The sequence below is a fragment of the Andreprevotia sp. IGB-42 genome (assembly GCF_009848685.1).
In the GTDB taxonomy this organism is placed as follows: domain Bacteria; phylum Pseudomonadota; class Gammaproteobacteria; order Burkholderiales; family Chitinibacteraceae; genus Andreprevotia.
In genome coordinates, this window is the sequence record NZ_WXTX01000001.1 from 350,470 (window position 1) to 376,967 (window position 26,498).

Here is a 26,498-nt window from a genome sequence, read left to right on the forward strand (position 1 = left end):
GCTGCGGTTCGCCCCTCTGCAGCCGATGAGAACCCGGTCAGGCCGGGCGCTTCCTACCGGTCACTACAGATAACGGTGGGGCGTATGACAAGCGCTCAGGCGCGCGTATCCATCACCCCGGCAAGGAACAAGCGCTGCGTGATGGCAAAGCAGGCCAGCACCGGCAACATGGCCAGCATGATGGCTGCCATCACCAGGCTGGTCGATACCGCGAACGGCCCGGTCAGATCGTTGAAGATACCCACGGTGATGGGCATTTTCATGCGGTCGTACAGCACCACTGCCGGCCACAGGTAATCATTCCACGCGGTGACCAGCGTAAAGATCGCCAGCGTGCCCACCGCGGGCCACGACATGGGCACGGCAATGCGCCACAGCACCTGCCATTCGCTGGCGCCATCCACCCTCGCCGCTTCAAGCACCTCGCCTGGCAGCTCCTCGAAGTACTGCTTCATCAGGAATACGCCGAATGCGCTGGCGATGTTGGGCAACACCGCCGCTGCGTAGCTGTCTATCCACCCCAAGCCGGAGAGCGTGAGGAAATTGGGCACGATGCCCACCTCCATCGGCACCATCAGGGTGGCCAGCAGCACGCCGAACAGCAGCTTGCGGCCAGCAAATTCCATCTGCGCCAGTGCATAACCGGCGGGAATTGCCAGCGCCAGCGTGGCCACCACGGTCATGCCGGCCATGATCAGCGAGTTTTTCAGGTAAGTGAAAAACGGCATGTCGTGTATGACGCGGCCAAACCAGTACCAACCCGGATCTTGCGGCCAGAACGCCTGCGGAAACTGCCAGATGCCCGATGGATCGACCGATAAGCCAACCGACAATGCCCACAGGAAGGGAAACGCCGTGACAGCAGCAAAAAAAATCAGGCCGGCATAACGCACCGGCAAGCCCAGCCACGCCGGCCAGCGCCGGTTGCGCCAGCTGCCATTGCGACTGCCATTGTGATTACCGCTACCAGCAGTGACCACGGGCGGCTGCGTTGGCATATCGTGGCTGGTGGTGATCTGTTCGGCGCCCATCACACTTCCCTCCCCCAGATGCCTTTCTGGCCGAACAGGCGGAACTGCGCTGCCGCGATCACAAAGCACACCACCATCATCACCACCGCGGCGGCGGCAGCCACGCCGAAGCTCTGTCCGCGGAAAGCCGCGCTGTATACGAACATCAGCAAGGTGATCGTATCGGAGCGCCCACCCGTGAGTACCAGGATTTCCTGGAAGGCCTTGAGCGCACCGATGGTGGACAGCAAGGTGCACAGCAGGATCACCGGCCGCAGCGTGGGCAGCGTGACATGGCGCAAGCGCTGCCATGGCCCGGCACCATCCAGATGCGCAGCATCAATCAATGCGCGCGGCACCGCCTGCAGGCCGGCCAGATACAGCACCATGTAATAGCCGACGTTCTTCCACAACGAGAACAGCATGGTGGCATACAGCGCCACCTTGGGCTCACCCAGCCAGTCCACCGCTGCGCCCGGCCATAGCCCGGTGAACGACAGCACGCCGTTCAGCATGCCCTCGTAATGGAATACATACCGCCAGACCACGCCGGCAATCGACACCGCAATGATCACCGGCAGGTAGTACACCGCGCGGAAGAAGCTGATGCCGCGCAGCTTCTGCTGCACCAAAAGCGCCAGAGCCAGCGCAGCCGCCTGCATCAATGGCACCACCAGCAGGAACAACAGAGAATTCTTCAGCCCCTGCGCAAACCATTCGGATTCGCTCAGGGTCACGTAGTTGGCCAGGCCGTTCCACGCGGTGATGCGTTCGGCAAGGAAATAATCCATCAGCGACAGCCACACGTTGTAAAGCAATGGCCACAGGCTGAATACCGCAAACGGCAGCAGGAAGGGTAAAACGAACAGGTAGGCGGTATATCGGTGGACCCCGGGTTTGGCCATGGCCCTTCCTCTTGTCGGGTGGAGACTGGATTACCTGCGTGATGTTTTCCGGCAAAGTACAGTTTGCGTCAAGCTGTCACATGCATGACCCGTATGCACACCGTGCATTGATGACTCGCGCATAATGGCGCCATCCATCTCGCTGGCATACCGCATGCGCCTTTTACACAAACCGTTGTCCGGGCAGAGAAAAATGTATCTTGCCGCTGTGGTGCTGCTGTTGCTGATCCTTGCCGCGTGGTGGGCTTGGGAGTGGTGGCCACGCCCGCCGCTGCCCGCGGGCACGGTGGCTGCAGGCACTGTCAAGCCCCGCCAGACCATCCGCACCGGCTTCCTGCCGAACTGGGACCAGGTGGCGCTGCAGGAAATGGAGCGCCAAGCGGCGAAGTACCCGCACAACCTGTGGCTGGAAGGCCCCACCTACCGCCGCCAAGTGGCATTCACCTTTGACGACGGCCCCAGCGAATACACCGGCGCGCTGCTGGACGTGCTGAAAAAACACGGCGTCAAAGCCACGTTCTTCTTCATGGGCCAGAACATGGAACTGCGCCCGTGGGCAGTGGAGCGTGCGTGGCGTGAAGGCCATACGCTGGGCAACCATACCTACACGCACCCGCATCTGGCCGGGGTGGATAGCACTACCTTCTGGGATGACGAAATCGGCAAGACCCAAGCTACCTTCAAACGCATGCTGGGCTGGGAGCCGGCAATGATGCGCCCGCCCTATGGCGAGATCAGCGATGCGCAGATCGAAGACCTGGGCCGCCACGGCATCAAGGTCATCCTGTGGTCGCTGGATACGCAGGACTGGAACAAGAACCGCATGCTGTTCGGCAAGCACAATATCGAGCGCAGCGTACAAGATCACATGCATGAGGAAGCCATCCTGCTGATGCACGACGGTGGCGGAAAACGTGCCAAGACCGTAGCGGCCGTCGATGCGCTGATCCCGTGGCTGAAAGCCGGCGGGTACGAATTCGTCACCGTCGATGCCTTGCTGGGGCTGCCGGCGCAGCCCCGCGCGCCGCAGGCTAAAGCGGCAAGTGCGCCGCAATGAAGCCTGCAATGCGTTGCTGCACGGCCTCGCCGTCCGGGCCTTCCAGCAAGTCGGCGCCGTGCAGGCCGGTCGGATAGATGTCGATCTCGCTGCGGTCCGCTACAGCGTCATGCATGCGGCGGGTATCGGCCAGATAGCTATCGTACTTGCTGTTGATGAACAACTTGGCCGCCGTTGAGGCCTGCAGCGCCTGATCCGTTGCGGCAATGCCACCAAACGCGCCGGGCGCACCGATCACCACGTAGGCCACCGGCTGCACCTCCAGCGCAACCGGCACGGTAACGAGGCCGCCCATGCTGGCGCCTACCAGTACCAGTTGCGTGGCGCCATGGGCACGCGCGTAGCCCACCGCGGCCTTCAGATCCTGGCCCAGCATGGCGACATCCACTTTGCCGGTCGACGGCGCATAGCCGCGGAAGTTGTAAGTGAGCACCGTGTAGCCCGCATCGCCCAGCCGTACCGCCAGCGGCAGCCAACTGCTCTGGTCGCGGTTGTACTGGTGGGAAAAGATGACCACCCGTGTGCCATCCGCCGGGCCGTACTGCACGCCGGACAGCGTAACGCCGTCATCGGTCTGGAAGCTGACCACGCGGCCAGCCGGTACAGGCTTCGGGGTTGGATTGGATGCTACAGCAACGGGCGATACCCTGGCGGCTTTGGCACGCGATGTCGCTGGCGCAGCAATGGCAATACCTGCTGCTATCAGCAGCGAGGTCAGCAGCGCCGCGCGAATGGCATGGCCGCTATGGGCGTAGCGATGTATTGCAGACATGATTTTCTCCGTGAACCCGGCAACACGCCGGTTGACGGCAACAAGCGTATTGCAGGAACAGGAACAGGGATGAGAGCCAGATGACCATCGAAGTGTGCGAAACGACAATCAGTGAAGATGAAGCCAGCGCGCCCCCACCCGGCATACTGGGCCGGGATATCTACCCGGGCTACCTGCTGCCCTTGTCCGTACATGCGGGCAACAGCTTGCTGATGGCAGATGCCACGCACCCGCGCTTTGCCATCGTGCATGTACAGCAGGGGTCGTGCCTGCTGGCGCATGGCGGTGAGCCCATCATCGTCACCGCGCCGGCAGTGCTGCTGCTGGACGAGCAAAGCCGCCCGGCAGTGTTGCGGGCCGCAGGGCTGGTGCTGGAGACCACGTATTTCCACCCCAATATCGTCAACAGCGCATTTTTCTCGCCGCAGGTGCTCAAAGACACCGAGTGGTTTGAAGGCACCACCAACCAGGATGCGTATCTGCTGCGCCTGTTCCTGGATGTGGCACGGGTGGGAAAACCGCTGCCGTTGCCGCCAATGGCGCAAAAACAGCTTGCCAGCTCGTTCGCGCGCATCGCCGAGGAAGGCCGCGCGCAGCGCAATGGCGACTGGCCCTGCCGCGCGCGTTCCTGGCTGATCGAGTTGCTGTTCCACCTGCGCGTGCTGGCGGAATCCGCACCGGCGGATCACATGCCCGCAGCCAGCGGCAGCCGGCTGGACCAGGCGCTGCTGGTGGTGCACGACCGTTACAACACCAGCATCACACTGGATGAACTGGCCCGGCTATGCGGCAGCAACCGCACCACGCTCAACACGCATTTCCGCACCGTCACCGGCCAGAGCGTGCGCGCCTACATCATCGGGCTGCGCATGCAGATGGCTGCCACGCTGCTGCGCGATACGCTGTTGCCGATTACTGAAATCATGAGCCGCGTAGGCTACGATAACCCCAGCAACTTCACCCGCACGTTCCGCAGCGCCACCGGCAAGACCCCGCGCGATTACCGCGATGCCGAATCGTGGCTGCTTTGAATCACCAGTGGTGGTAACCCGGCAGCTGATTATCCGGTCGCCAGGCCACGGCACCACTCCGGATCCGCCCGGAGCAATGAACAGAGCAAGGAGCATCCGGCAATGCACATTCCCGTCAAGCCTGTACGGCAGTTGCTGCCTCTCATATGCGTGCTGGCCCTGGCAGCCTGCCAGGAAAAACCGGCAGCGCCAGCGGTAGCCAGCGCCGATGCGAAGGGCGAGCTGTTCGACGATTTCAGCTACGGCAGCACCGGCGAGCTAGCCGGCAACGGCTGGACCATGCGTACCGCAGCGGGCTGGCCGGGGGTCGCTGGTGCGGCTTGGGGGGTGGAACGCTTTGCGCTGGTTGACGATACAGAGCAGGCCGGCAACCGGTTGCTGCGGATGAATGCCGAAACCGACGGCAGCAAGACCGCACAGGCGCAGCTATGCCATGCCCGCAAATACCTGGCCGGCACCTACGCGGCGCGCGTGCGCTTTGCCGGTGCACCGGTATCGGGCCCGAATGGTGATCAGACGGTACAGACCTTCTACATGATCAGCCCGCTGGCGCGGGACATGGACCCGGATTTCAGCGAAATCGATTTCGAATACCTGCATAACGGCGGCTGGGGTGAAAGCGGCCCGGCTTTCTTCATGACCAGTTGGGAAACGGTGCAGATGCAACCAGTGTTCAAGCCGGTGAACCAGAGCCACACCCAACGCGACAACATGACAGGCTGGCACACGCTGCTGGTGCAGGTGGCCAATGACGAAACCGTGTATTACGTCGATGGCATCTATAGCGGCCGGCATGGCAAGCCCAGCTACCCGCGCGTGCCGATGTCGATCAATTTCAACCTGTGGTTCACCGCGGAAGGCCTGCTGGCCAGCAAGGAAAAACGCCGCTGGGAAGAAGACGTGGACTGGGTATTCCATGCAGCCAATGCGGTGCTGTCACCCGAACACGTGAACGCCCGCGTGGCCGAACTGCGCCAGCACAAGGTGGCGTTCAGCGATACCGTGCCGGCAGCGAAACCGGCGCTGCCGTCGCCTTGCGATCTGTAGCTGGCAAAATCCGGCACAAGACAGGGTTGCGGTTCGCTGTCCATATGGAAAAACCGGCCCTGATGGCCGGTTTTTCATACGCTCAATCCCGTGAGAAACTGTACACATCCATCGCCAAAATACGCTCGGTCACCTTGGCAAAGTGCCGGGTCACCGCCGGTTGTGCGCTGGCGGCCCCCAAGGCAACGAAAATGGGCAACAGGTGCTCTTCGCTCGGGTGGGCACGTGCAGCCTCCGGCGCCTGATTGCGATAGTCGAGCAAGGCGGCCACATCGCCGGTACTGAGCTTGTCGTGGAACCAGTCCTGGAACGCAGTGACATACGGCGGTGGCGTTTCGCCGTCCCGGCCCCATTCGATCTCGTACAGGTTGTGCGTGAGGCTGCCCGAGGCCACCAGCAATACGTCATCCGGCAGCAGGCCAGCCAGCGCCTGCCCCAGCCGATAATGCCATTCCGGGCTTTGCTGGCTATTGATGGCGATCGGCACCACCGGCACATCCGCAGCCGGATACATATCCTTGAGCGGCACCCATGCACCGTGATCGAGGCCGCGTTCGGCATCGGTACGGGCCGGCCAGCCGGCCAGCTGCAGGCCGGCTGCCAGCTGCGCGCCCAGCGCAGGATCGCCCTGCGTGTCGTAGCGCACTTCGTAGAGCGGCGGCGGGAAACCGCCGAAATCGTGGATGGTATCGTGCTGCACGGCAATGCCCACCACCGGCACCGGCGCCGACCAGTGGGCAGACAACATCACCACCGCGCGCGGCGTGGGCAGCGCCTGCGCAAGCGAGCGCCAGGCGGTGCCGGTTTCGCCGGCACCCAGGGCCAGCATGGGCGAGCCATGGGAAACGAAAACGGTAGGCAAGCGGGTCATGATGTATTCCTCTGCTGATCGGATGATGGATCGGTGCGCCGGAGGGCGGCTTGATCGGCATGCGCCGCCTCCCGGTAGCCTGCGTGGGCGCTTAGCGGCCCGGGCGCGGGCTGGTGCGCAAGGTGAATACCCCGTCGCCCAGCAAGGCAACTGCCACTGCGGCAATGGTCAGGAATACCGGGTATTCCCAGCCGCCGCCCGCATTGCCGAACGCCCAGCCATTGCTGAAATGCACGGTGGAGGCAGCAGCCAGTTGCATCGCCAGCATGGCGGCCACCCAGCGCGGCATCACGCCCAGCAACAACAATGCACCACCGAAAATTTCGGCAAACGTCGCCGGGTACGCCAGCCAGCCTGGAAATCCGACCGAGGCAAAGAACTGTGCAGTACCGGGCAGCGTGAACACCAGCAGCTTGGTGAGCCCGTGCGCGGCGAACATCACGCCCAGTGCAGCGCGCAGCAGGAAAATACCGTATGGCGCGGTGTAGCTGGTGCCAGGAGCTTGAGCGGTGCTGGTCATGATGCTGGTCCGGTGTATCGAGTGGGCAATGACTGCACTTTAAACCCCGTACCCACCCAGGATAAACAGCCGGATAACACACAATCAATCCCGAAAAATGGAACAATCAGATCTCCACGCCGATCTGTGCCAGGCTGGCCGCGTCGTAAAGCGACGGGATCAGCCGCAGCCCGTCTCTGGTGCGCGCGATCAAAGCCGGCACGCCAAGCACGCCAACAGCGCGCATGGCGGCACGGACAGCTGCCATGCGCTGCTGCACGGCCCGGGCGGTATCCGCTGTGCTCAGCGCCTGCAGGAAGGCAGCACGCGCCATGCCTTGCTGTATGGCGATGTCCGCCAGCACCGCCGCATTGCCGACATCCAGCCCTGCCACGTAACGCGCCTGCTGCAATGCCTCCAGCCGTTGCAGCCCCTGTGCGGGCGAGGCGGATTCCAGCACATGGAATGCACAGGTCAACAGCCATGAATCGAATCGGCCACCGGCACCCAGTGCCTGCTCCCGATAGCTGCCGGAAAATACCTGCCCGGTCATTCCATGATGCGCTGATCGTTCTGCCACGCATAGGCGGCAAATGCGGCATCCATCTCGCGCCCGCCCTGGCCTGCGAACAAGCCGGTGGGTGACAACTGCAATGGCTTGCCGGTTTGCGCGATCACTTCCCGCACGATGGGGTGCGCACCGTAGCACCAGCCGCAAAGCGGATCGAACAGCAATTCGAAGGATTCGGCAACGATAGCCATGACGGTTTCTCCTGCCAGGGCGGGCAATCGGGCCGAATATAAAGCAGCGGCAGTGAAATCATGCCCTTGACCGCCGGATGGCGCCATAGCCGCCGCGAGCCTGCATCATTCCTTTCTCCCATGACAAAGAGCCACGCATTGCGTGGCTCTTTGTCATGGGGTAATGCGTACCGTAATTACGGCTGCGCAGCAGCCTGCGGTGGCGGTACGGCACTGCCGTATTCAACCTTGATGTCGCGCTTCAGGCCGTTTACGTAGTTCTGCATTTCAGCCTGGCCATAAGCTTGGGCCAGTTGATCAACCAGACGCTTGCGCGTTTCTGCAGTCAACGCCGGGGCCGGTACCGCCTTGATGGCCTTGTAGATCACATAGCCCTGGCCAGGTACTTCGCCAGAGGCATATGCGGGCAGCTTGTCGGCTGGTGCAGCGAACAGTGCTGCCAGGGTCTTGGGCTCAACGCTACGTTCGCCAATACGCGACAGCTCGCGCGTTTCGGTCCATTTGAGCTGCACGTTTTCGCCCTTCTGCAATGCAGCCAGTTTTTTGGCGCCATCAGCAGCGGCAAGCTTGAAGGCTTTCTCCTGCTTGAGCTTGGCCTGGATATCCGCAGACACCTGCGCCAGCGGCGTTTGCTGTGCCGGCTTGTGCTCGATCACACGGGCAGCAATCAATGTACCCGGCGCCACTTCGATGCCTTCGGTGTTGTGCTTCTTGGTCAGCACGTCATCACTGAATGCCGCTTCCAGCAGCTTGGGATTGTTCAGTTGCGGTTCCTGCGCATTGGTCTTGCTGACCCAGCCACTGGTTTGCACCTGCAGCTTGAACGCATCCGCGGCCGGCTTGAGGCTGTCTGCCTGCTGGTAAACGGTTTCGTTGAATTTCTCGACCTGCGACTGGAAAGCAAGCTGTGCTTTCTGCTGCTTCACCTTGGCCACGATCTCCGGCTTCACGTCGGCCAGTGTCTTGGTCTTGATGTCGTCCACGCGGATGATGTGGTAGCCGAACTGCGTTTGCACCAGGCCAGACACTTCACCCTTGCCCAGCTTAAGCGCTGCGGTCTTGAATTCAGGTACGAACTGCACCGAATCATCGAACCAGCCCAGATCGCCACCGTTCTCGCCGGAGCCCTTGTCATCCGAATTGGCCTTGGCCAGCTCGGCAAACTTGGCCGGGTTGGCTTTCACCTGCTTGAGAATATCTTCTGCCTTGGCGCGGGCAGCCTTCTGTTCTTCAGCCGGTGCTCCCTTCGGGGACGCGATCAGGATATGCGCGGCCTTGCGCTGTTCGCGGGTCAGCTCTTTCTGGTGCTCGTTGAAGTATTTCTGCACGTCGTCATCGCTGATGGTCTGCGCGTCGGCCAGTGCCGCTTGCGACAGCGTCAGGTATTCAAGCTTGACGAGCTCCGGCGCCTTGAATTCGGCCTGGTTCTTGTCGTAATACGCCTTGACCTCGGCATCGCTCACCGTAGCTTGCACCAGGTAATCAGCTGGGCTGATCAACACCGCAGTCACTTCCCGTTTTTCACCGGTGAGCTTGGCAATCCGATCAACCGTTGCATTGGAAGGAATACCGCTGAGCATGAACGACGACAGCAGCTGGCGCGATGCCAGATCGTCACGCACACGCTTTTCGAATTGCGTGGCAGTCATCTGCTGGGCAGCCAGCAGCTCCTGGTAACGTTTGGGGCTGAACTGGCCATTTTCCTGGAACGCAGGAATGGCGGAGATGGTTTCCTGCAGTTGCTGCGGGCTTGCGCCGAAATGCAGCTTGCGCGCCTGCGCCAGCATCAGGTGCTGTTGCACCAGCTGATCCAGCAGCATCGGCTTCATGGCCTCGCTGACCGGACGGCCTTGCGCCGCTTCGGCAAGCTCGCGCTCGGTGATCTCGGTGCCACCCACCTTGGCAAGGAAGGTACTCCGGCCCTGGAACGCATCCAGGCCAGCCACACCTGCGGTGGCGACCAGACCAAGCGCTACAAGTCCCAGAAGGATCTGTACCGCAGTTTTATTTCTTTCTACAAAATCGAACATGTGACATGCAGCTCCGCGACGTTTCGCGCAGTATCATGCCAGAAGCGTCAGGCGCTGTCTCGACCGTTACAGGAATGCTGCGGAACTGATGCGCGGAAAACAAAAAAGCCAAGCACATTGTGCTTGGCTTTTTAATTCTGGCGGAGCGGACGGGACTCGAACCCGCGACCCCCGGCGTGACAGGCCGGTATTCTAACCAACTGAACTACCGCTCCAGAAGAGAAAGCGATTGTAGCAGATTTCAGGAGCTTTGCAAGAGGTTTTCACCGAATTTGCTTGGAACTGAACTACTAGATCACTTTGGTGGGTAGTAATGGATTCGAACCATCGACCCCCTGCGTGTGAAGCAGGTGCTCTAACCAACTGAGCTAACCACCCATCCGTCTATCGCCGCTACATTCCTGCAGCGACGAAAGACAATTATTGTACTGCATCCTTCAAGGATTTGCCAGCCCTAAATTTAGGTTGCTTGGCTGCTTCGATCTTGATGGTCTCGCCAGTGCGCGGATTGCGGCCGTTACGGGCTTCGCGCTCTGCAACATAGAAAGTACCAAAACCGACCAACGTCACTTCGTCACCCTTGTTGAGGGCAGCGGAGATGGCGTCCACGGTTGCATCGAGCGCTTTGCCAGCAGCAGCCTTGGACAGGCCGGCAGATTCAGCGATGGCATCAATCAATTCGGATTTGTTCACTTACGTCCCCTTACATTCTGGTTGGATGGTTCCGGTCAGCCGATTGCTTGAGCTTTATAGCAAGCGGCAAAATCGCGTGTCAACTAGTGCTTGGTCAGCTGTTGGCCCGCATCAACGCTTGGATTCGCGCTGCTTTGCGGCAAAATCGCCGCGGTATTCTCTGCTGCAGTCGCCAGTGCCTGCGGTTGACGCTCCAGCGCCAGCCCCAGTACCTGGTCGAACCACTTCACCGGATGGATCGCAAGGCCGCGTTTCACGTTATCCGGAATTTCCGCCAGATCCTTGACGTTCCCTTCCGGAATCAGCACTTGCTTGATGCCGCCACGGTGAGCGGCCAGCAGTTTTTCCTTCAGGCCACCGATCGGCAGTACCTCGCCCCGCAGGGTGATTTCGCCGGTCATGGCCACATCGCATCGTACCGGAATATCAGTCAAAACTGATACTAGCGCGGTTGCCAGACCGATACCTGCACTCGGGCCGTCCTTGGGTGTAGCGCCCTCGGGCAGATGAACGTGGATATCTTTCTTCTCGAAGGCATCTGCAGCAATACCAAGGCTTTCAGCGCGGCTGCGCACCACCGAGCGGGCCGCCTCGATGGATTCCTTCATCACGTCGCCCAGCGTGCCGGTACGGGTGATATTGCCTTTGCCGGGCATGGTCACAGCCTCGATGGTGAGCAATTCGCCACCCACTTCGGTCCATGCCAGGCCGGTCACCTGCCCCACCTGATTCTGCTGTTCGGCCACGCCATACTCGTAGCGCTGCACGCCCAGATACTTCTCCAGGTTCTTCGGGGTAACCGAGATTTTCTTGTCCGACGGCTTGAGCAACAGCGCCTTGACTACCTTGCGGCATACCTTGGCGATCTCGCGGTCGAGCGCACGCACGCCCGCCTCACGGGTGTAATAGCGGACGATATCGCGTACGGCAGCATCGGAAATGGCCAGCTCGCCGTCCTTCACGCCGTTGTTTTCCATCTGCTTGGGCACCAGGTATTTCAGTGCGATATTGACCTTTTCATCCTCGGTATAACCCGACAGACGGATCACTTCCATGCGGTCCAGCAGTGCCGGCGGTATGTTCAGCGAGTTGGCGGTCGCCACGAACATCACGTCGGACAGGTCGTAATCGACCTCCAGGTAATGATCGTTGAAAGCATGGTTCTGCTCCGGATCGAGCACTTCCAGCAACGCGGACGACGGGTCGCCACGGAAATCCTGGCCGAGCTTGTCCACTTCATCGAGCAGGAACAGCGGGTTTTTCACGCCGACCTTGGTCATGCTCTGCACGATCTTGCCGGGCATGGAGCCGATATAGGTACGGCGGTGACCACGGATCTCGGCTTCGTCACGCACGCCGCCCAGCGCCATGCGCACGAACTTGCGCCCCGTTGCACGCGCAATCGATTCACCCAGCGAGGTCTTGCCCACGCCAGGAGGGCCTACCAGGCAGAGGATGGGCGCCTTGAGCTTGTCGACACGGCTTTGCACGGCGAGATACTCGACGATGCGTTCCTTCACCTTCTCGAGGCCGTAGTGATCGGCATCAAGCACGTCTTCAGCCGCGCCCAGATCCTTGCTGATCTTGGATTTCTTCTTCCATGGCACGCCCAGCAACGTATCGATGTAGTTGCGGACCACTGTCGCTTCCGCGCTCATCGGGCTCATCATGCGCAGCTTCTTGAGCTCGCCCTCGGCCTTCTCGCGACCTTCCTTGCTCATGCCGGCAAGCTTGATCTTCTTGTCCAGCTCATCCAGATCGGCGTTCTCGTCGAGCTCGCCCAGTTCTTTCTGGATGGCCTTCACCTGCTCATTCAGGTAGTACTCGCGCTGGCTCTTTTCCATCTGGCGCTTCACGCGACCACGGATGCGCTTTTCCACCTGCAGGATGTCCAGCTCGGTTTCCAGCTGCTTGAGCAGATGCTCGATGCGCTTCTTCACATCGGGCATTTCCAGGATCGCCTGCTTTTGCTCAAGCTTGAGCGGCAGATGCGCGGCAACGGTATCGGCCAGACGGCCGGCCGATTCGATGCCAGCCAGCGAGGTGAGGATTTCCGGCGGGATTTTCTTGTTCAGCTTCACGAACTGGTCGAACTGCGCCAGCAAGGTGCGGCGCATGGCTTCCACTTCGTGGCCATCGTTCTCTTCCGGCGCGAACGGCATGGCCTCGGCGCGGAAATAGCCGTCCTCATCGAAGAGGCCGGTCACATCGGCGCGCACCAGACCCTCGACCAGTACCTTGACGGTACCGTCCGGCAGCTTGAGCAATTGCAGCACGGTGGCGATGGTGCCCACCGGATAGATGTCGCCCAGCGACGGTTCGTCTTTCTGGGCATTCTTCTGCGCCGCCAGCAGGATATGTTTGCCGCCTTCCATGGCAGCTTCCAGCGCGCGGATCGACTTGGGCCGGCCCACGAACAGGGGGATCACCATGTGCGGGAAAACGACGACATCGCGCAGGGGCAACATCGGATACACGGCGGACTCGGTCGGCAAGGTATGGTTTTCGGACATGAGATTCGCCTTGTTAAAAAGGGAGACAGTGAAGGGATAATGTGGCCTCACCGCCATAAATTCAACGCCGCCGGGCACGTATGTGCACGGCGGCGTTAAAAATGACACAAGAACAGAGGCTTAGGCGGCTGCCGCCTGATCGTTTTCTGCTGCAACCAGCTCGGGCGTGGCGCCCTCGGTGATCACCGGTGCGTCCACCACCACCCTGGCAATGCCTTCCATCGCCGGCAGCTCGTACATGGTATCGAGCAGCGCGCCTTCCAGGATCGAGCGCAGGCCACGTGCACCGGTCTTGCGTTCCATCGCCTTCTTGGCAATCGCGGCAAGGCCGGCTTCAGTGATGTCCAGCGACACCTCTTCCATCTCGAACAGGCGCTGGTATTGCTTTACCAGTGCGTTCTTCGGCTCGGTCAGGATGGAAACCAGCGCGGTTTCATCCAGCTCGCCCAAGGTGGCAATCACCGGCAGACGGCCGACAAATTCCGGGATCAGGCCGAAGCGGATCAGGTCATCGGGCTCCACTTCATGCAGCAGCTGGCTGATGTTGGCATTTTCGTCCTTGCTGACCACCTGCGCGCCAAAACCGATACCGCCCTTTTCCGAACGGCTGCGGATGATTTTGTTCAGGCCCTCGAACGCGCCACCGCAAATGAACAGGATATTGGTGGTATCGACCTGCGGCATTTCCTGGTTCGGGTGCTTGCGGCCACCGTGCGGCGGCACCGATGCAACCGTGCCTTCCACCAGCTTCAGCAGCGCCTGCTGCACGCCCTCGCCCGATACATCGCGGGTGATGGACGGGTTTTCCGACTTGCGGGCGATCTTGTCGATTTCATCGATGTAGACAATGCCGCGCTGTGCCTTGTCGATATCGTAATCGCACTGCGCCAGCAGCTTGGCAATGATGTGCTCGACGTCTTCACCCACGTAACCGGCTTCGGTCAGCGTGGTGGCATCAGCGATCACGAACGGCACATCCAGCATCTTCGCCAGCGTTTGCGCCAGCAAGGTCTTGCCCGAGCCGGTAGGGCCGATCAGCAGGATGTTGGACTTGGACAGTTCAACGCCCTGCGTGGCCAGCTTGCCCTTGGTGGAGAGGCGCTTGTAGTGGTTGTAAACCGCAACGGAAAGGATCTTCTTCGCGCGTTCCTGCCCCACCACGTACTGATCCAGCGTGCTGCGGATTTCCGTCGGCACCGGCAGCTTGCGGCCATCGGGCGTGGTCGGCTCGGCCGACAGCAATTGCGTGGCCTCTTCCTTGAGCACATCCGTGCACAGGTCGATGCATTCATTGCAGATGAACACATCCGGCCCGGCGATCAACTTCTTCACTTCGTGCTGGCTTTTGCCGCAGAAAGAGCAATACAGGAGTTTTTCTTTATCGGTCATCTTGAAGCCAATCAGTGGCCGCTGGCCTGGCCAGCGGCGTTTACATCAATGCAATCAGCTTGCGCGGGAAGTCAGCACTTCATCGATCAGGCCGTATTTCTGTGCTTCGGCCGAGCTCATGAAGTTATCGCGATCGGTATCGCGTTCGATGGTTTCCAGCGATTGGCCGGTGTGCTTGGCCAGCAATTCGTTGAGCAGGCGCTTGGTCTTGATCAGCTCGCGGGCATGGATTTCGATATCCGATGCCTGGCCCTGCAGCCCGCCGATCAGCGGCTGATGGATCATGATACGCGCGTTGGGCAGCGCAAAGCGCTTGCCTTCCGCACCGCCTGCCAGCAGGAATGCACCCATGCTGGCCGCCATGCCCACGCACAGCGTGGAGACCTTGGGCTTGATGAACTGCATGGTGTCGTAGATCGACATGCCGGCAGTCACCGAACCGCCCGGCGAATTGATGTAGAGGTGGATGTCCTTGTCCGGGTTTTCGCTCTCGAGGAACAAGAGCTGCGCCACGATGACGTTGGCAACGGCATCGTTCACCGGGCCGACGAGGAAAATCACCCGCTCCTTCAAGAGGCGCGAGTAGATGTCATAGGCGCGTTCGCCACGGCCGCTTTGCTCGATCACCATCGGCACATAGCCGAGGTTCTGCGGATCAAATTGCTGCATCCTGATTCCCCTGGGTTCGGTACATAAGCCGGCAGATATCCAGTATCCGCCGGCAAGAATGAGTGCGGCGCGGTAACCACTGCGCCATCGAAATGGACATCAGGGCGCCGCGCCGGTTTTACAAGGTGCGAATGATGGTTCGCTTAGCCTTGCTGGCCCATCAGTTCGTCAAAACCGATGGCCTTTTCCACAGCCTTGGCCTTGGACAGCACGAATTCAACCACATTGTCTTCCAGCGCCATCGATTCCGGGCCGGCCAGACGTTCACGCTTCTCGTAGTACCAGCCGATCACGTCAGCCGGATCTTCGTAATTCTGCGCCAGATCTTCAACGATTGCCTTTACTTGTTCCGGCTTCGGCTCCAGGCCATTGGCCTTCACCAGCTCGGCCAGCACCAGGCCCAGGTGCACGCGGCGCTGTGCTTGCTGCTCGAACATCTGCGGCGACAGCGGAACCAGCTTCGGATCGATGCCGCGCTGCTTCAGGTCAGCCTGCGCTTGCTCGGCCAGACGGCCGATTTCCAGGCCAACCAGTGCCTTGGGCAGGTCAACCGGTGTGGTTTCGATGATGGCGCTCATCACGTTTTCCTTGGCGCGCGCCTTCAGGCGGAAGCGCACTTCACGCTCCAGATTGCCCTTCACTTCTTCGCGCATCTTGGCCACATCGCCATCTTCGATGCCGAGGGTCTTGGCAAATTCAGCGTCGATCACCGGCAGCTTGGCTTCGGCAACGTTCTTCACGGTGATGGCGAAAACGGCAGTCTTGCCAGCCACTTCCTTGCCCTGGTAATCGGCCGGGAAATTGACGGTCACGTCCTTGGTTTCGTCTTCCTTCAGGCCGACGATGCCGGCTTCGAACTCGGGCAGCATCTGGCCCTTGCCCAGCAGGAACGCGTAGTTCTGCGAAGTACCGCCGTCGAACGCCACACCGTCGATGGTGCCGGCGAAGTCGATGATCACGCGGTCGCCTTCGGCAGCAGCGCGCTCTACGCGGTCGAAACGGGTGCGTTGCTTCTGCAGGATTTCCAGTGTCTTGTCGATTTCGGCATCGCCGACGGTCAACGTCGGGTTTTCGATTTCCTTGCCGGCAAATTCAACCAGCTTCACTTCCGGATACACTTCGAAAGTGGCCACGAACTGGAAATCGCCTTCTGCATCGGCACCTTCCTTCGGCTCGAAACGCGGGTAGCCGGCAACCTGGATCTGATCCTTGGTCACGGCTTCGCCGAACGAGCGCTCGACGGTTTCGCCCAGCACTTCTTCCTGCACGCGGAAACCGTATTGTTGCGATACGATGCTCAGCGGCGCCTTGCCCGGACGGAAACCGTCGATCTTGGCAGTCTTGGCCACGCGCTTCAGGCGTGCATCCACCTGCTTGGTGATTTCTTCACGCGGAATGGCAAAGCTCAGACGGCGCTCGAGCTGGCCCAGGGTTTCCAGTTGTACTTGCATGTTCGTTCCTTGACTTGTCCGGCCGTCTCGCGTGACGGGATGGATGAAAACGTGGTCAATAGAAGTCGGTGCGACGATAGCACCCAGGCGGGACATGCCGGCCGAAGCAGCATGTTGCAATCTTGATGCTGGTGCGAGCGGAGAGACTCGAACTCTCACGCCTTACGGCGCTGGAACCTAAATCCAGTGCGTCTACCAATTCCGCCACGCTCGCAAACCTTGCTATCGCCAAGTCACCGAAACGACTATCTGACTTGGGAAAACGGGGATTATAGGCAAACCCGGTCTAGATCACAAACCCGCATGCGCGCCATGGACTGATGAACGTCATTTGTGGCGACTGACGGTGGTTCCTGCTTGGCCAGACACCGCCTCTGACCCCCCCCCCCCGGATTCCGATGCCTCGCCATACCCCCGGCAGCGGCAATGACGATCACCGCGAACGGCAGCCCAGGGTTGCTGACATGAAACCTGCCAACATCCGGGAACCCGGTCGTGACCATTGCGGGGATCGCCTTGCGCTACTTCGGTATGATGGATGGATATTTCTCATTGACTGATCGACCATGGCCCCTGCAACGACCGACACAACGCCACTAGATTGCCCACCCCCGGACCCCGTCACACTGGTCACCCTGCGTCATTTCGATACGCTACCGGACGCGGCAATTATCCGGGGGCTACTGGAGAGCAACGGAATCCCCGTTCGTCTGAGCGATGCCTATATCGTGCAGGCCAACCCTTTGCTGTCGACGGCAGTAGGTGGTTTGAGGCTGGAAGTACCCGCAGACCGGCTTGCTGAAGCAGAAGCACTACTGGCCAGCATGGCAGCGGGCGAACTGATTGATACCGAAACAGCAGATACCGATACCGCACCGGTTGCGCCGATGGACCCGATGCCGCCGCTATGGCACCCGGATTGGGCATGGGCATTGGGCTGGATCACCTCCGGCCCTTGGCTGCCGATGCTGTTGCATTACCAGAACTGGAAAAAACTCGACCAGTCCCGCGAAGCACGCAAGGCACTCTATTGGCTACTGTCTTCGGCAGCCCTCGCGCTATCAGCAACAGGATATGCGCTGGGCGTTGCACGCGATCTGAATGTCCTGATCGCGCTCGGGATGCTGGTTTTCGGCCCGATGCTGATCATCTGGTATTTGCTACAGGGCCGTCGGCAATCACAACTCCTGTTGCGCTGGCCTTATCCACGCAGGCCGATGTGGCTCGCAGCGTGGCTGGGCATCATTGCAGCCATCAGTTTCTGGCTTGGGGCATATTTTGTGTTGCAGCATGGCATTCCGCTGGAACAGCGAGTGGCCGATCTGGCGCAACAGGCTAATGCGCAGCGTGCTGTCAGGGCGGATGGTATAACCAGCAAGGTTGAAGCGCGTGCAGAAGGAGAAAAACTGATCCTTGTTGTGGAAGTGCAGAACGCACAGGTCACCGAAGAATCGCTGGCAGCCGTAATACATATCAATACCTGGAAAACATGTCATGACCCCAAAATGCACGATCTATTTCTACAAGGCATGACTCTGGAAACACGCATTGTTGACCCGGATAAAACGCTACTCGGGGAATATCAGATCACCAAAGCCAACTGCAATTTCGCCAGCTGATCGTTGGACGGGCCCACATCGTCCTGCACGCAAGCATATGCCTGGCAAATCAGTAGCGAGCTACCTTTCAAGCGGGTGGCTCGCAATGATTTTCATGATGCAGCGAAGCGGGTACAAGACGCTGCCCATCAGTATTTCACCCCGCCAGTTTGCGCAGCACCCGTGCCACCGCGGCAAAGCCGAAGCTGCCGGTCACCGCGATGCTGGCACCGAAACCGCCTTCGCAATCAAGGCGTACCGCCGCTTCGCCTTCCTGGCCCATATGCGGCGGCTTCTGCGCGCACACCGAGCCATCGGGCTGCGGATACACCAGCGGCTCGGTCGAGTAGACGCACTCGATGCCGAACTTCTTGTCACCCTTGGGAAAGCCATACTCGCGCCGCAACAACGCGCGCACCTTGGATGCCAGCGGATCCTGGATGGTGCGGGTCAGGTCATCCACCTTGATCTGCGTGGGATCGGTCTGCCCGCCAGCGCCGCCGGTGACGATGAGCTTCACCTTGTGGCGGCGGCACCAGGCAATGATGGCCGCCTTGATCTTGACGCTGTCGATGGCATCGATCACGTAATCGAAGCCGCGCCCCAGATAGTCATCCAGGTTTTCGGCCACCACGAAATCCTCGATGGCGTGGACTTCGCATTCCGGATTGATGGCCAGGATGCGCGATTTGAGCACCGCCACCTTCATGCGGCCATAGTTGCCGATCATGGCCGGCAACTGGCGGTTGGTATTGGATACGCACACGTCATCCAGATCGATCAGCGTGATCTTGCCGATGCCCGAGCGCGCCAGCGCCTCTGCCGCCCACGAGCCCACGCCCCCTACCCCGATCACGCACACGTGTGCACGCTGGAAGGTATCCAGCGCAGGGCGGCCATACAGCCGGGCGATGCCGCCGAAGCGGCGCTCGTAGGATTGTTCCATGCTCATTCCACCCGGCCTGCAGCCATCAGAGCTGTTCCGCCCAGAGGTCGTGCTCGTCCGCATCGGTGATGCGCACGGTCACAAAATCGCCCGGCTGCACGCCCGGCTTGGGATCAAAATAGACCAGGCCGTCGATTTCCGGTGCATCGGCATAAGTACGTGCCACTGCGCCTTCGTCGTCGATCTCGTCAACCAGCACCTTGTACTCGCGGCCGATGCGCGCCTGCAGCCGCGCTGCGGAAATGGCCGCCTGCTTTTCCATGAAGCGGCGCTTGCGGTCTTCGGCAATGTCTTCCGGCACATGGTCGGGCAAATCGTTGGCGGTCGCGCCATCGACAGGCGAATAGGTAAAACAGCCCACGCGATCGAGCTGCGCCTCATCCAGGAACGCCAGCAATTCCTCGAACTCTGCCTCGGTTTCGCCAGGGAAACCGACGATGAAGGTCGAACGGATCACCAGCTCCGGACAGGTCTCGCGCCATTTCTTGATGCGCTCGAGCACGTTGGCGCTGTTGGCCGGCCGTTTCATCAGCTTGAGGATGCGCTGATTGGCATGCTGGAACGGGATATCCAGGTAGGGCACGATCTTGCCCTCGGCCATCAGCGGAATCACTTCGTCCACGTGCGGGTACGGGTACACATAGTGCAGGCGTGCCCAGATGCCCAGCTTGCCCAGTTCCTCGCACAGCTCGGTCATGCGGGTTTTGACCGGACGGCCGTTGTGGAAGCCGGTCTTGTACTTCACATCTACACCGTAGGCGGAGGTATCCTGCGAGATGATCAGCAGTTCCTTCACGCCTGATTTGGCGAGGTTTTCCGCTTCCTTCAGCACGTCATGGATCGGCCGACTGACCAGATCGCCGCGCATGCTCGGAATGATGCAGAACGTGCAGCGATGATTGCAGCCTTCGGAAATCTTCAGGTACGCGTAGTGCTTGGGGGTGAGCTTGATGCCGGCAGGCGGCACCAGATCGGTGAAGGGATCATGCGGCTTGGGCAGGTGCAGGTGCACATGGTTGAGTACTTCATCGCGCGCATGCGCACCAGTCACCGCCAGCACCTTGGGGTGCACTTCGCGGATCATGTCGCCGTCTTTCTTGGCACCCAGGCAACCGGTGACGATCACCTTGCCGTTTTCGGCCAGCGCCTCGCCAATCGCATCCAGCGATTCCTGCACTGCTGAATCGATGAAGCCACAGGTGTTGACCACCACCAGGTCGGCATCGCCATAGGACGGCGAAATCTCGTAGCCCTCGGCACGCAGCTGGGTAATGATTTGTTCGGAATCGACCAGCGCCTTGGGGCAACCCAGGCTGACCATACCGATACGGGGAATCTTGTTCACGGCTAAGCTCTCTGCCATGGAAAACCCGTCAGTATACAGTGATTTAGCGCACTTTGGCCTTCCGGCGGTCTGCCGAACCACCACATCACATGCCATACGCGTGACAAGCCAACTAAGTGATAGATGAAAAGGCCTTACCTTCGCTCCCCAACTGTAAGCCATATAGAATTTCGCAAAACCTTGCATTAAAAAATTCCATTTATAAACAGCACCAATAAAATACGCTCATGCATAAAATACGGATAAACGGTCATGTATTCGCATTACCACAATGCTAGAATTAAACAAGCTAGCACTCGATTCTTATTGATCACAAAAAATCAAGGGGCCGTAATGAGTATGCCGTCGCACTTACTGCAACATCAAGTAAAGCATCGTTTTGCGGAATTCATTCAAAGTTACGATGATACGGAACTATTTTGGCATGAAGGCACAAGAGAAAACGATACATCTCTGACCATTCGTTATCCAATAGCAGACGGATTCGCGGGAGCAAGTGGACGCTTTGTTACTGGGTTTTGGCCGCGCTTTGAAGTGTCTACGCCAGAAGAGCAAGCAAATGTCTTGGATCGCATCTTCTGGCGTATCGAAGCTATTCAGGGAACTGGAACATACCTTCCAAATACCACGTTCGGATTGGATACCTTTAATTCCGATCAAACCGATAAAAGTTAAACCACAACTACTGTTTCAACTCTATTCCCTGCTTTCGCCACATAGGCAAAGCAGCTGAAGCCCAGTTCGCCCGCCAACTCGCGCACGTTGCTGCCGTGGGTATCCACGCTATCGCGCGATTGCAGCGTGGCGTAGGTGCCCAGTAGCACCTGCATGGCCTGCTCGGGTTTGCTGTAACCGGCGGCGATTTCGGTATCGCGATGGCCCGGCATGCCGTTACGGATGTATTCCACCCTGATCTGCAATTTGCTCTCGTGCATATCCAGCATGGCTTGTCCTCCTGTAATGCATGTGGCCACCTTGCCGCTTTGGACGTTGGCTGCGTAGCGGCGGCAGCCAGATTGCGCTGTGGGAAAAGCGCGCTGGCGCTGTAGGGCCGGGCTCGCCTACGCGGGCGGATTGAATATCCCGCCACAAACCGCACCGTTGTCCGACAGCGGCAGATTTTCATCGGCATAGCATCCGTCTCAGTGGCTGCGCCTGCCGATTGGCAAGCGTGGCCCATACCCAGCCAAGGAGATCGCCATGAGCCAGCAACAACGCTTCGAAGTGAAAAAAGACCGCGACAATCAGGACCCGATCACCGGCGCAGCTGAATTCCATCCGGCCGGTACCGCTGCCGGTGCGGCAGTGGGTGGTGCCGCAGGCATCGGCGCGGCAGCGGCAGCAGGTGCCGCAATCGGTGCTGCCGGCGGCCCGGCCGGCTTGGCGGTGGGTGCAGCAGTAGGTGCCGTGGTGGGCGGCCTGGCTGGGAAGGCTGCCGCCGAGCGCTTCAACCCAAGCGAAGAAGATGCCTACTGGCGCGCCAACCATGCCGGCCAACCTTATGCCACGCAAGGCCTGGATTACGATGCCTACCGCGGTGCCTATGTAACCGGCTACGAAGGCCGCACCCGCTACGAGGACCGCACTTTTGAAGATGCGGAAAACGAGCTGCGCACCGACTACGAACGCAACCGTGGCGATTCGGAACTCGATTGGGAAAACAGCCGTGCCGCATCCCGCGCAGCGTGGGATCGTGTCGGCCAGCGCTACTACGGCCTGCATTGAGCTACGGTCAGATAGGGCACCCGCTGCCTGCATTGCAGCGATCGCCCTGTCCGCGCCGGGCCCCGCCTGCTGGTGGCGCCCGGCGCTTTGCCGTATCGGCCAGCCGGCATTGTGCAAGCGACCTTCCCGCTTCTCTACCTGAGGCAGATGGCCTGTGCCTGATACAGCGTTGCAGCCTTCATCGATCTCCTTCACCACTCCCGCCGCTTTGGCGGCGATCACCACCAATGCACGAATACGCGGCGCGTTATGCACACGGCGCGATGGTTGGGCACGCGCATATTTCATGGCGCGGGGCCGCAATCGGCGGGATAATTCATCCCTTGGTAATACGGCGCGCCGCCATGGCCTGAAGGGGCGCTGCAGCGCGCCTCCGACAAGGCCCATTATGTCCAGACCCAGTATCAACCCGGATTCCATCCGCCCCGTGGCGCTGTCCGAGCGCATCCGCAGCCGCATCCAGGCGGCAGGCGCGCGCTACCACGCCAACGACAATATTGCCGCCTTCATCGAGGAAGGCGAGCTGGCCGAATTGCAGGCCGAAGTGCAGCTGAAAATGCAGGGCGTGCTGGAAAGCCTGGTGATCGATACCGCCAGCGATCACAACACGCAGGACACCGCCAAGCGCGTGGCCAAGATGTTTATCCAGGAAGTATTCCGCGGCCGCTACCAGGCGATGCCGCCGGTGACCGAGTTTCCGAACATCGAGCGCCTGAACGAGCTGATGATCGTGGGCCCCATCACCGTGCGCAGCGCGTGCTCGCACCACCTGTGCCCTATCATGGGCCGTGTATGGGTAGGCGTGATGCCGAACGAGCACTCCAACCTGATCGGCCTTTCCAAGTATGCGCGGCTGATCGAATGGATCATGAACCGCCCGCAAATCCAGGAAGAAGCGGTATCGCAGGTAGCCGACCTGCTGCAGGATCGCCTGCAGCCCGATGGCTTGGCCATCGTGATGGAAGCAGATCATTTCTGCATGCACTGGCGCGGCGTGAAAGATACTGATGCCAGAATGACCAATAGCGTGATGCGCGGGTCTTTCCTGCGTGATGCCACTTTGCGGCGCGAGTTTCTTGCGCTGATGCCCAAGCGAGGATGATGAATGCTGGTCCGCCTGATTTACGCTAGCCGCGCCAAAGCGCCGATTACCACCGAAACCATCAATGGCATCCTGCTTGCCGCACGCAAGCACAACCCGGATAACGGCATTACCGGTATCCTGGCGTATGGCAACGAGACCTTCCTGCAGGTGCTGGAAGGCGGCCGCCAGCAGGTGAATCAGCTGTATGGCCAATTGATCCACGATGAGCGCCATACCGATGTCACGCTGCTGGACCTGAGCGAAATCGACTGTCGCCAGTATGCCAACTGGAGCATGGGGCGCGGCAAGCTGGACCGGGTCAACCTCTCGCTACTGCTGAAGTACTCGGCCAACCCGGTGTTCGATCCGTACAGCATGTCCGGCAAGGCGGTGGCCTGCCTGGTGCAGGAGCTGGTGGCTTCGGCATCGTTCGTTACCCGCGATTGATACCGGCACGCCCGCGTTGACGGCGGGTGCCGCCCCCCCTCCTTTTCCCCACAAGGAGCAGGCCGCAATGGCCGATAGCGCCACGCTGTAGCCATCTGCGGCGCTGCCGTGAGCTGGGTGCGCCCTACCCGCCGGCGTAGCGGTGCAACGCCGCACAGCGTCAGCAAATGCCGACACACGCTACTGCCGTGCCGCCACTACCCGGCGCCCGCGTCGATCAATAGCATGGACCGATCGCACACATCGGGAGTTGCCATGCAAAACACCATGCCTGTTGCCCGCACGCGCATCACGCCAAGCACATCACGTACCCGCTTGCTGGGTGGCCTGCTGGCCGGCCTGCTTGCGCTGCCTATCTGTACACACGCAGCCGATCAGGCACCGGTGCAGACCGTGCCAGCCGTCGAGCTGCCGCGCTATCTGGGCCAGTGGCATGAAATCGTCCGCTTGCCGATGTTCTGGGAACGCAACTGCCTGGATCAGGTGACCGCCAACTACAACCTGCGGCCCGATGGCAAAGTCGAGGTCATCAACCGCTGCCGTACCGAAAAAGGCATGGATGAAAGCCGTGGCGTTGCCAAGGTGATTCCGGGCAGCCAGAACGCCAAGCTGGATGTAACCTTCTTCTGGCCCTTCAGTGGCGACTACTGGGTGTTGGGGCTGGCGGACGACTACCGCTGGGCACTGGTGGGTGCGCCATCGCGTGATTACCTGTGGGTGCTGGCACGCAAACCGGATCTGTCGGATGCCGATCTGCAGCAGGCATTGTCGATTGCCCGCGCGCAAGGCTTCAATCTGGACAAACTGATTTACGCGCCGGGCCACGGCCCGAAGTGACGCAGCGCACAAGCAAAAGGGCATGCGTGGGCATGCCCTTTTGCTATGGCCGGCCCAGATGGACCGGCACTGCTGCAGCTCAGGTGCTGCGCTTGCGGGGTGCCGCCTTGGGCGCTGCCGGTGCAGGCTCGGGCACGGCGGTAGGCGGCGTGGACGGTTGCGGCTCGCCCGGCTGCGGTTCGGCCGGCTTGGCATAGCCCGGCATGCCGAATCCGGTAAACAGGTGCTTGGCGCGATCCTGCAACTGTTGCTGCATGTCCACGAACAGGTTGGTACTGCTTTCCAGGTAATTGCCCATCATGCTCTGCAACGCCGGGCCCTGGAATTTCATGAACTCGCCCCACAGGTTGGCATTGCCCAGCATCGGGTTCTCGCCATTCATTGCGTGCTTGGCCTGGTCCTGCAGACGGCCCTGCATTTCTCCGAACAGTTGCAGGTTCTTTTCCAGATAGTTGCCCATCAGGCCCTGCATGGCATTGCCATAGAAGCGGATGATCTGCGTGAGCACCTCATACGAGAACAGCGGCATGCCGCCCGCCTCTTCTTCCATGATGATCTGCAGCAGCACGCTGCGCGTGATGTCCTCGCCACTCTTGGCATCCGACACCTGTAGATCGATGTTTTCCAGCACCAGCTGCTTCACGTCTGCCAGCGTGATGTAACAGGAAGTGGCGGTGTCGTAGAGCCGACGGTTAGGGTATTTCTTGATCACTCTTTTTTCGGCGCTCATGCCACGACCTTTGCAAACACGGTTTCAACCTCTGCACGATAGCCGCCGTTCGTCGGGGATGCAACAGCACATGCTGCAACGCAACAAAAACAGCTTGACGAAAGGATAAGGACTTTCCACAATGGAGTCGTATTGTGCAAAGCAACATCGGCACTGTTCCATGCCGAGCCCACCATCGTTCAGGAGAACTGTCATGTCGCAAATCCAGCAACAAGCCCAACAGCAATTCACCGATTTCGCTACCGAAAACGTTGAAACCTACCTGCGCTTCGCCCGCATCGGCCTTGATTCCGCCGAGCGCCTCGTCAAGCTGCAACTCGAAACCGCCAAGACCACACTGGAAGAATCTGCCCGCGCCGCCCAGACACTGGCCGCCGTGCGCGATCCGCAGGAAGCTTTGGCGCTGCGCAGCAAACTGACCGAAACCGGCGTAGATCAAGCCAGCGTGTACTCGCGCCACGTGTACGAAATCGCTTCGCAAGCCCAAGCCGCGCTGTCGCAACTGGTTGAAGAGCGCACCACCGCGTTCAACCGCAACGTGGTTGCCGGCCTCGACCGCTTCGTGAAAACCGCACCGGCCGGCGCCGATGTGGCCGTTGCCGCCGTGAAGTCCACCGTGCAGGCCACTGCCGCCGCCGTGGACAGCCTGACCAAGGCTGCCAAGCAGGTTGCCGACTTTGCAGATGCATCGGTGAAGGCGGCTTCCACCGCCACCAGCGACGCAGTGAAGGCTGCTGCCAAGAAGACTGCAGCTGCTGCCTGAGCGTTTGTAGTGTTGTAAAAAGGGGAGCCTGCGGGCTCCCCTTTTTTATTGGGCCAGTCACTGGACCGGCCAAGCCCCGTTTGACAACGCACGCGACACGGCAAAACGCTGCGGGACGCACATCAATAAATTCCGCAGCAAGGCTTTTCCTGCCTGCGAAAATCTACCAAAACCTGCAGGCCGGCAAGCATGAAGGAAGGACGCCTGGCAAGCACTGGGGCCGATCCCGCGCTGTAGATAAAGCATGAAAAAACCGCCCGATCTATGCAGATGGAGCGGTTTTGTTGATACCTGCATCACTGCAGCATCCAGCCAGGCCAGCGG

Annotated in this window: 27 protein-coding genes and 3 tRNA genes; 10 read left to right on the plus strand and 20 right to left on the minus strand. The window is 60.2% G+C overall.

Translation table 11 applies throughout. The annotated features are described in order from the left end of the window. Nucleotides 1-95: 95 nt before the first annotated feature. The gene (locus IGB42_RS01585; RefSeq protein ID WP_236822459.1) at nucleotides 96-1,031 is read right to left on the minus strand and encodes a carbohydrate ABC transporter permease; all 936 of its coding nucleotides are present in this window, start codon (nucleotides 1,029-1,031) and stop codon (nucleotides 96-98) included. Further along, nucleotides 1,031-1,915 (minus strand): carbohydrate ABC transporter permease, encoded by an 885-nt coding sequence (locus IGB42_RS01590; protein ID WP_159665624.1) that lies wholly within the window; start codon nucleotides 1,913-1,915, stop codon nucleotides 1,031-1,033. The genes IGB42_RS01585 and IGB42_RS01590 overlap by 1 nt, the downstream gene beginning before the upstream one ends. Nucleotides 1,916-2,108: 193 nt before the next feature. On the opposite strand from IGB42_RS01590, the gene IGB42_RS01595 reads away from it, so the two are divergent. Next, nucleotides 2,109-2,972 (plus strand): polysaccharide deacetylase family protein, encoded by an 864-nt coding sequence (locus tag IGB42_RS01595; RefSeq protein WP_159665627.1) that lies wholly within the window; start codon nucleotides 2,109-2,111, stop codon nucleotides 2,970-2,972. Here IGB42_RS01595 and IGB42_RS01600 read toward each other — a convergent pair. Then, a complete protein-coding gene (locus IGB42_RS01600; RefSeq protein WP_159665630.1) occupies nucleotides 2,947-3,744 on the minus strand; it encodes an alpha/beta hydrolase in 798 nt (265 codons plus the stop codon). The genes IGB42_RS01595 and IGB42_RS01600 overlap by 26 nt on opposite strands. An 80-nt stretch (nucleotides 3,745-3,824) precedes the next feature. Between IGB42_RS01600 and IGB42_RS01605 the strand changes: the two genes are divergently transcribed. Both IGB42_RS01605 and IGB42_RS01610 read left to right on the plus strand, forming a co-directional pair. After that, nucleotides 3,825-4,775 carry an AraC family transcriptional regulator gene (locus tag IGB42_RS01605; RefSeq protein ID WP_159665633.1) on the plus strand — a complete coding sequence of 317 codons (951 nt, stop codon included), beginning with the start codon at nucleotides 3,825-3,827 and terminating at the stop codon, nucleotides 4,773-4,775. A gap of 102 nt (nucleotides 4,776-4,877) precedes the next feature. After that, nucleotides 4,878-5,822, plus strand: a complete 945-nt coding sequence (locus IGB42_RS01610; RefSeq protein WP_159665636.1) for a glycoside hydrolase family 16 protein — start codon at nucleotides 4,878-4,880, stop codon at nucleotides 5,820-5,822. 82 nt (nucleotides 5,823-5,904) lie between these two features. Here IGB42_RS01610 and IGB42_RS01615 read toward each other — a convergent pair whose 3' ends face one another. The 13 genes from IGB42_RS01615 to IGB42_RS01675 all read right to left on the minus strand — a co-directional run bounded on the left by IGB42_RS01615 (nucleotide 5,905) and on the right by IGB42_RS01675 (nucleotide 16,913). Continuing rightward, nucleotides 5,905-6,693: a dioxygenase gene (locus tag IGB42_RS01615; RefSeq protein WP_159665641.1), complete on the minus strand. Its 789-nt coding sequence runs from the start codon at nucleotides 6,691-6,693 to the stop codon at nucleotides 5,905-5,907. A gap of 91 nt (nucleotides 6,694-6,784) precedes the next feature. Next, on the minus strand, nucleotides 6,785-7,213 hold the full coding sequence (locus IGB42_RS01620) for a DoxX family protein (protein ID WP_159665644.1): 429 nt from the start codon (nucleotides 7,211-7,213) through the stop codon (nucleotides 6,785-6,787). 106 nt (nucleotides 7,214-7,319) lie between these two features. Further along, nucleotides 7,320-7,745 carry a hypothetical protein gene (locus tag IGB42_RS01625; RefSeq protein ID WP_159665647.1) on the minus strand — a complete coding sequence of 142 codons (426 nt, stop codon included), beginning with the start codon at nucleotides 7,743-7,745 and terminating at the stop codon, nucleotides 7,320-7,322. Then, nucleotides 7,742-7,954: a hypothetical protein gene (locus tag IGB42_RS01630; protein ID WP_159665650.1), complete on the minus strand. Its 213-nt coding sequence runs from the start codon at nucleotides 7,952-7,954 to the stop codon at nucleotides 7,742-7,744. Before IGB42_RS01630 ends, IGB42_RS01625 begins: the two co-directional genes overlap by 4 nt. 176 nt (nucleotides 7,955-8,130) lie before the next feature. Then, on the minus strand, nucleotides 8,131-9,984 hold the full coding sequence (locus IGB42_RS01635; RefSeq protein ID WP_159665653.1) for a SurA N-terminal domain-containing protein: 1,854 nt from the start codon (nucleotides 9,982-9,984) through the stop codon (nucleotides 8,131-8,133). A 138-nt stretch (nucleotides 9,985-10,122) separates the two neighbouring features. Then, nucleotides 10,123-10,199: transfer RNA gene (locus tag IGB42_RS01640), tRNA-Asp, on the minus strand. An 86-nt stretch (nucleotides 10,200-10,285) separates the two neighbouring features. Beyond that, nucleotides 10,286-10,362: transfer RNA gene (locus tag IGB42_RS01645), tRNA-Val, on the minus strand. A gap of 42 nt (nucleotides 10,363-10,404) precedes the next feature. Beyond that, complete coding sequence (locus IGB42_RS01650) at nucleotides 10,405-10,677, minus strand: HU family DNA-binding protein (RefSeq protein ID WP_159665656.1); 273 nt, start codon at nucleotides 10,675-10,677, stop codon at nucleotides 10,405-10,407. A gap of 83 nt (nucleotides 10,678-10,760) precedes the next feature. After that, on the minus strand, nucleotides 10,761-13,190 hold the full coding sequence (gene lon, locus IGB42_RS01655; protein ID WP_159665659.1) for an endopeptidase La: 2,430 nt from the start codon (nucleotides 13,188-13,190) through the stop codon (nucleotides 10,761-10,763). Nucleotides 13,191-13,310: 120 nt separating this feature from the next. Beyond that, complete coding sequence (gene clpX / locus IGB42_RS01660) at nucleotides 13,311-14,579, minus strand: ATP-dependent Clp protease ATP-binding subunit ClpX (RefSeq protein ID WP_159665662.1); 1,269 nt, start codon at nucleotides 14,577-14,579, stop codon at nucleotides 13,311-13,313. Nucleotides 14,580-14,633: 54 nt separating this feature from the next. After that, on the minus strand, nucleotides 14,634-15,248 hold the full coding sequence (clpP, locus tag IGB42_RS01665; protein ID WP_159665665.1) for an ATP-dependent Clp endopeptidase proteolytic subunit ClpP: 615 nt from the start codon (nucleotides 15,246-15,248) through the stop codon (nucleotides 14,634-14,636). 143 nt (nucleotides 15,249-15,391) lie between these two features. After that, nucleotides 15,392-16,699, minus strand: a complete 1,308-nt coding sequence (gene tig, locus IGB42_RS01670; protein ID WP_159665668.1) for a trigger factor — start codon at nucleotides 16,697-16,699, stop codon at nucleotides 15,392-15,394. Between the two features lie 129 nt (nucleotides 16,700-16,828). Then, nucleotides 16,829-16,913, minus strand: a tRNA-Leu gene (locus IGB42_RS01675). A gap of 352 nt (nucleotides 16,914-17,265) precedes the next feature. Between IGB42_RS01675 and IGB42_RS01680 the strand changes: the two genes are divergently transcribed. Next, a complete protein-coding gene (locus tag IGB42_RS01680) occupies nucleotides 17,266-18,318 on the plus strand; it encodes a DUF2007 domain-containing protein (protein WP_159665671.1) in 1,053 nt (350 codons plus the stop codon). A 136-nt stretch (nucleotides 18,319-18,454) separates the two neighbouring features. Here the strand turns inward: IGB42_RS01680 and tcdA are convergent, their stop codons facing one another. Together tcdA and rimO are read right to left on the minus strand one after the other, a co-directional pair. After that, entirely contained in the window at nucleotides 18,455-19,249 is a 795-nt protein-coding gene (gene tcdA, locus IGB42_RS01685; protein ID WP_236822460.1) for a tRNA cyclic N6-threonylcarbamoyladenosine(37) synthase TcdA, read from the minus strand. Nucleotides 19,250-19,268: 19 nt separating this feature from the next. Then, a complete protein-coding gene (gene rimO, locus IGB42_RS01690) occupies nucleotides 19,269-20,588 on the minus strand; it encodes a 30S ribosomal protein S12 methylthiotransferase RimO (RefSeq protein WP_255461403.1) in 1,320 nt (439 codons plus the stop codon). A 252-nt stretch (nucleotides 20,589-20,840) separates the two neighbouring features. On the opposite strand from rimO, the gene IGB42_RS01695 reads away from it, so the two are divergent. Further along, nucleotides 20,841-21,263 carry a hypothetical protein gene (locus IGB42_RS01695; RefSeq protein WP_159665680.1) on the plus strand — a complete coding sequence of 141 codons (423 nt, stop codon included), beginning with the start codon at nucleotides 20,841-20,843 and terminating at the stop codon, nucleotides 21,261-21,263. Here the strand turns inward: IGB42_RS01695 and IGB42_RS01700 are convergent. Further along, nucleotides 21,260-21,532 carry a hypothetical protein gene (locus IGB42_RS01700; protein ID WP_159665683.1) on the minus strand — a complete coding sequence of 91 codons (273 nt, stop codon included), beginning with the start codon at nucleotides 21,530-21,532 and terminating at the stop codon, nucleotides 21,260-21,262. The genes IGB42_RS01695 and IGB42_RS01700 overlap by 4 nt on opposite strands. 256 nt (nucleotides 21,533-21,788) lie before the next feature. Here IGB42_RS01700 and IGB42_RS01705 point away from each other — a divergent pair, with 256 nt between their 5' ends. The 4 genes from IGB42_RS01705 to IGB42_RS01720 all read left to right on the plus strand — a co-directional run bounded on the left by IGB42_RS01705 (nucleotide 21,789) and on the right by IGB42_RS01720 (nucleotide 24,681). Then, nucleotides 21,789-22,313 (plus strand): hypothetical protein, encoded by a 525-nt coding sequence (locus IGB42_RS01705; protein ID WP_159665686.1) that lies wholly within the window; start codon nucleotides 21,789-21,791, stop codon nucleotides 22,311-22,313. A 388-nt stretch (nucleotides 22,314-22,701) separates the two neighbouring features. Beyond that, nucleotides 22,702-23,415 (plus strand): GTP cyclohydrolase I, encoded by a 714-nt coding sequence (gene folE / locus IGB42_RS01710; protein ID WP_159665689.1) that lies wholly within the window; start codon nucleotides 22,702-22,704, stop codon nucleotides 23,413-23,415. Between the two features lie 3 nt (nucleotides 23,416-23,418). Further along, entirely contained in the window at nucleotides 23,419-23,844 is a 426-nt protein-coding gene (locus IGB42_RS01715) for a BLUF domain-containing protein (RefSeq protein WP_159665692.1), read from the plus strand. A gap of 255 nt (nucleotides 23,845-24,099) precedes the next feature. Continuing rightward, nucleotides 24,100-24,681: a lipocalin family protein gene (locus tag IGB42_RS01720; protein WP_201799789.1), complete on the plus strand. Its 582-nt coding sequence runs from the start codon at nucleotides 24,100-24,102 to the stop codon at nucleotides 24,679-24,681. 79 nt (nucleotides 24,682-24,760) lie between these two features. On the opposite strand, the gene phaR is transcribed toward IGB42_RS01720, so the two are convergent. Further along, entirely contained in the window at nucleotides 24,761-25,411 is a 651-nt protein-coding gene (gene phaR / locus IGB42_RS01725; RefSeq protein WP_159665695.1) for a polyhydroxyalkanoate synthesis repressor PhaR, read from the minus strand. 193 nt (nucleotides 25,412-25,604) lie between these two features. Between phaR and IGB42_RS01730 the strand changes: the two genes are divergently transcribed. Beyond that, a complete protein-coding gene (locus tag IGB42_RS01730; protein ID WP_159665698.1) occupies nucleotides 25,605-26,174 on the plus strand; it encodes a phasin family protein in 570 nt (189 codons plus the stop codon). The last annotated feature ends 324 nt before the right edge of the window (nucleotides 26,175-26,498 follow it).

Coding starts and splice junctions, on each gene's coding strand:
- clpX (WP_159665662.1), bottom strand. CDS start 14,579: ATGACCGATAAAGAAAAACTCCTGTATTGCTCTTTCTGCGGCAAAAGC.
- IGB42_RS01730 (WP_159665698.1), top strand. CDS start 25,605: ATGTCGCAAATCCAGCAACAAGCCCAACAGCAATTCACCGATTTCGCT.
- IGB42_RS01595 (WP_159665627.1), top strand. CDS start 2,109: ATGTATCTTGCCGCTGTGGTGCTGCTGTTGCTGATCCTTGCCGCGTGG.
- tcdA (WP_236822460.1), bottom strand. CDS start 19,249: ATGAGCATGGAACAATCCTACGAGCGCCGCTTCGGCGGCATCGCCCGG.
- IGB42_RS01715 (WP_159665692.1), top strand. CDS start 23,419: ATGCTGGTCCGCCTGATTTACGCTAGCCGCGCCAAAGCGCCGATTACC.
- IGB42_RS01705 (WP_159665686.1), top strand. CDS start 21,789: ATGAGCCAGCAACAACGCTTCGAAGTGAAAAAAGACCGCGACAATCAG.
- lon (WP_159665659.1), bottom strand. CDS start 13,190: ATGTCCGAAAACCATACCTTGCCGACCGAGTCCGCCGTGTATCCGATG.
- phaR (WP_159665695.1), bottom strand. CDS start 25,411: ATGAGCGCCGAAAAAAGAGTGATCAAGAAATACCCTAACCGTCGGCTC.
- IGB42_RS01635 (WP_159665653.1), bottom strand. CDS start 9,984: ATGTTCGATTTTGTAGAAAGAAATAAAACTGCGGTACAGATCCTTCTG.
- IGB42_RS01625 (WP_159665647.1), bottom strand. CDS start 7,745: ATGACCGGGCAGGTATTTTCCGGCAGCTATCGGGAGCAGGCACTGGGT.
- IGB42_RS01630 (WP_159665650.1), bottom strand. CDS start 7,954: ATGGCTATCGTTGCCGAATCCTTCGAATTGCTGTTCGATCCGCTTTGC.
- IGB42_RS01615 (WP_159665641.1), bottom strand. CDS start 6,693: ATGACCCGCTTGCCTACCGTTTTCGTTTCCCATGGCTCGCCCATGCTG.
- IGB42_RS01700 (WP_159665683.1), bottom strand. CDS start 21,532: ATGCTGGATATGCACGAGAGCAAATTGCAGATCAGGGTGGAATACATC.
- IGB42_RS01585 (WP_236822459.1), bottom strand. CDS start 1,031: ATGGGCGCCGAACAGATCACCACCAGCCACGATATGCCAACGCAGCCG.
- clpP (WP_159665665.1), bottom strand. CDS start 15,248: ATGCAGCAATTTGATCCGCAGAACCTCGGCTATGTGCCGATGGTGATC.
- IGB42_RS01590 (WP_159665624.1), bottom strand. CDS start 1,915: ATGGCCAAACCCGGGGTCCACCGATATACCGCCTACCTGTTCGTTTTA.
- IGB42_RS01680 (WP_159665671.1), top strand. CDS start 17,266: ATGGCCCCTGCAACGACCGACACAACGCCACTAGATTGCCCACCCCCG.
- tig (WP_159665668.1), bottom strand. CDS start 16,699: ATGCAAGTACAACTGGAAACCCTGGGCCAGCTCGAGCGCCGTCTGAGC.
- IGB42_RS01620 (WP_159665644.1), bottom strand. CDS start 7,213: ATGACCAGCACCGCTCAAGCTCCTGGCACCAGCTACACCGCGCCATAC.
- IGB42_RS01600 (WP_159665630.1), bottom strand. CDS start 3,744: ATGTCTGCAATACATCGCTACGCCCATAGCGGCCATGCCATTCGCGCG.
- IGB42_RS01610 (WP_159665636.1), top strand. CDS start 4,878: ATGCACATTCCCGTCAAGCCTGTACGGCAGTTGCTGCCTCTCATATGC.
- folE (WP_159665689.1), top strand. CDS start 22,702: ATGTCCAGACCCAGTATCAACCCGGATTCCATCCGCCCCGTGGCGCTG.
- IGB42_RS01720 (WP_201799789.1), top strand. CDS start 24,100: ATGCAAAACACCATGCCTGTTGCCCGCACGCGCATCACGCCAAGCACA.
- IGB42_RS01695 (WP_159665680.1), top strand. CDS start 20,841: ATGTATTCGCATTACCACAATGCTAGAATTAAACAAGCTAGCACTCGA.
- IGB42_RS01605 (WP_159665633.1), top strand. CDS start 3,825: ATGACCATCGAAGTGTGCGAAACGACAATCAGTGAAGATGAAGCCAGC.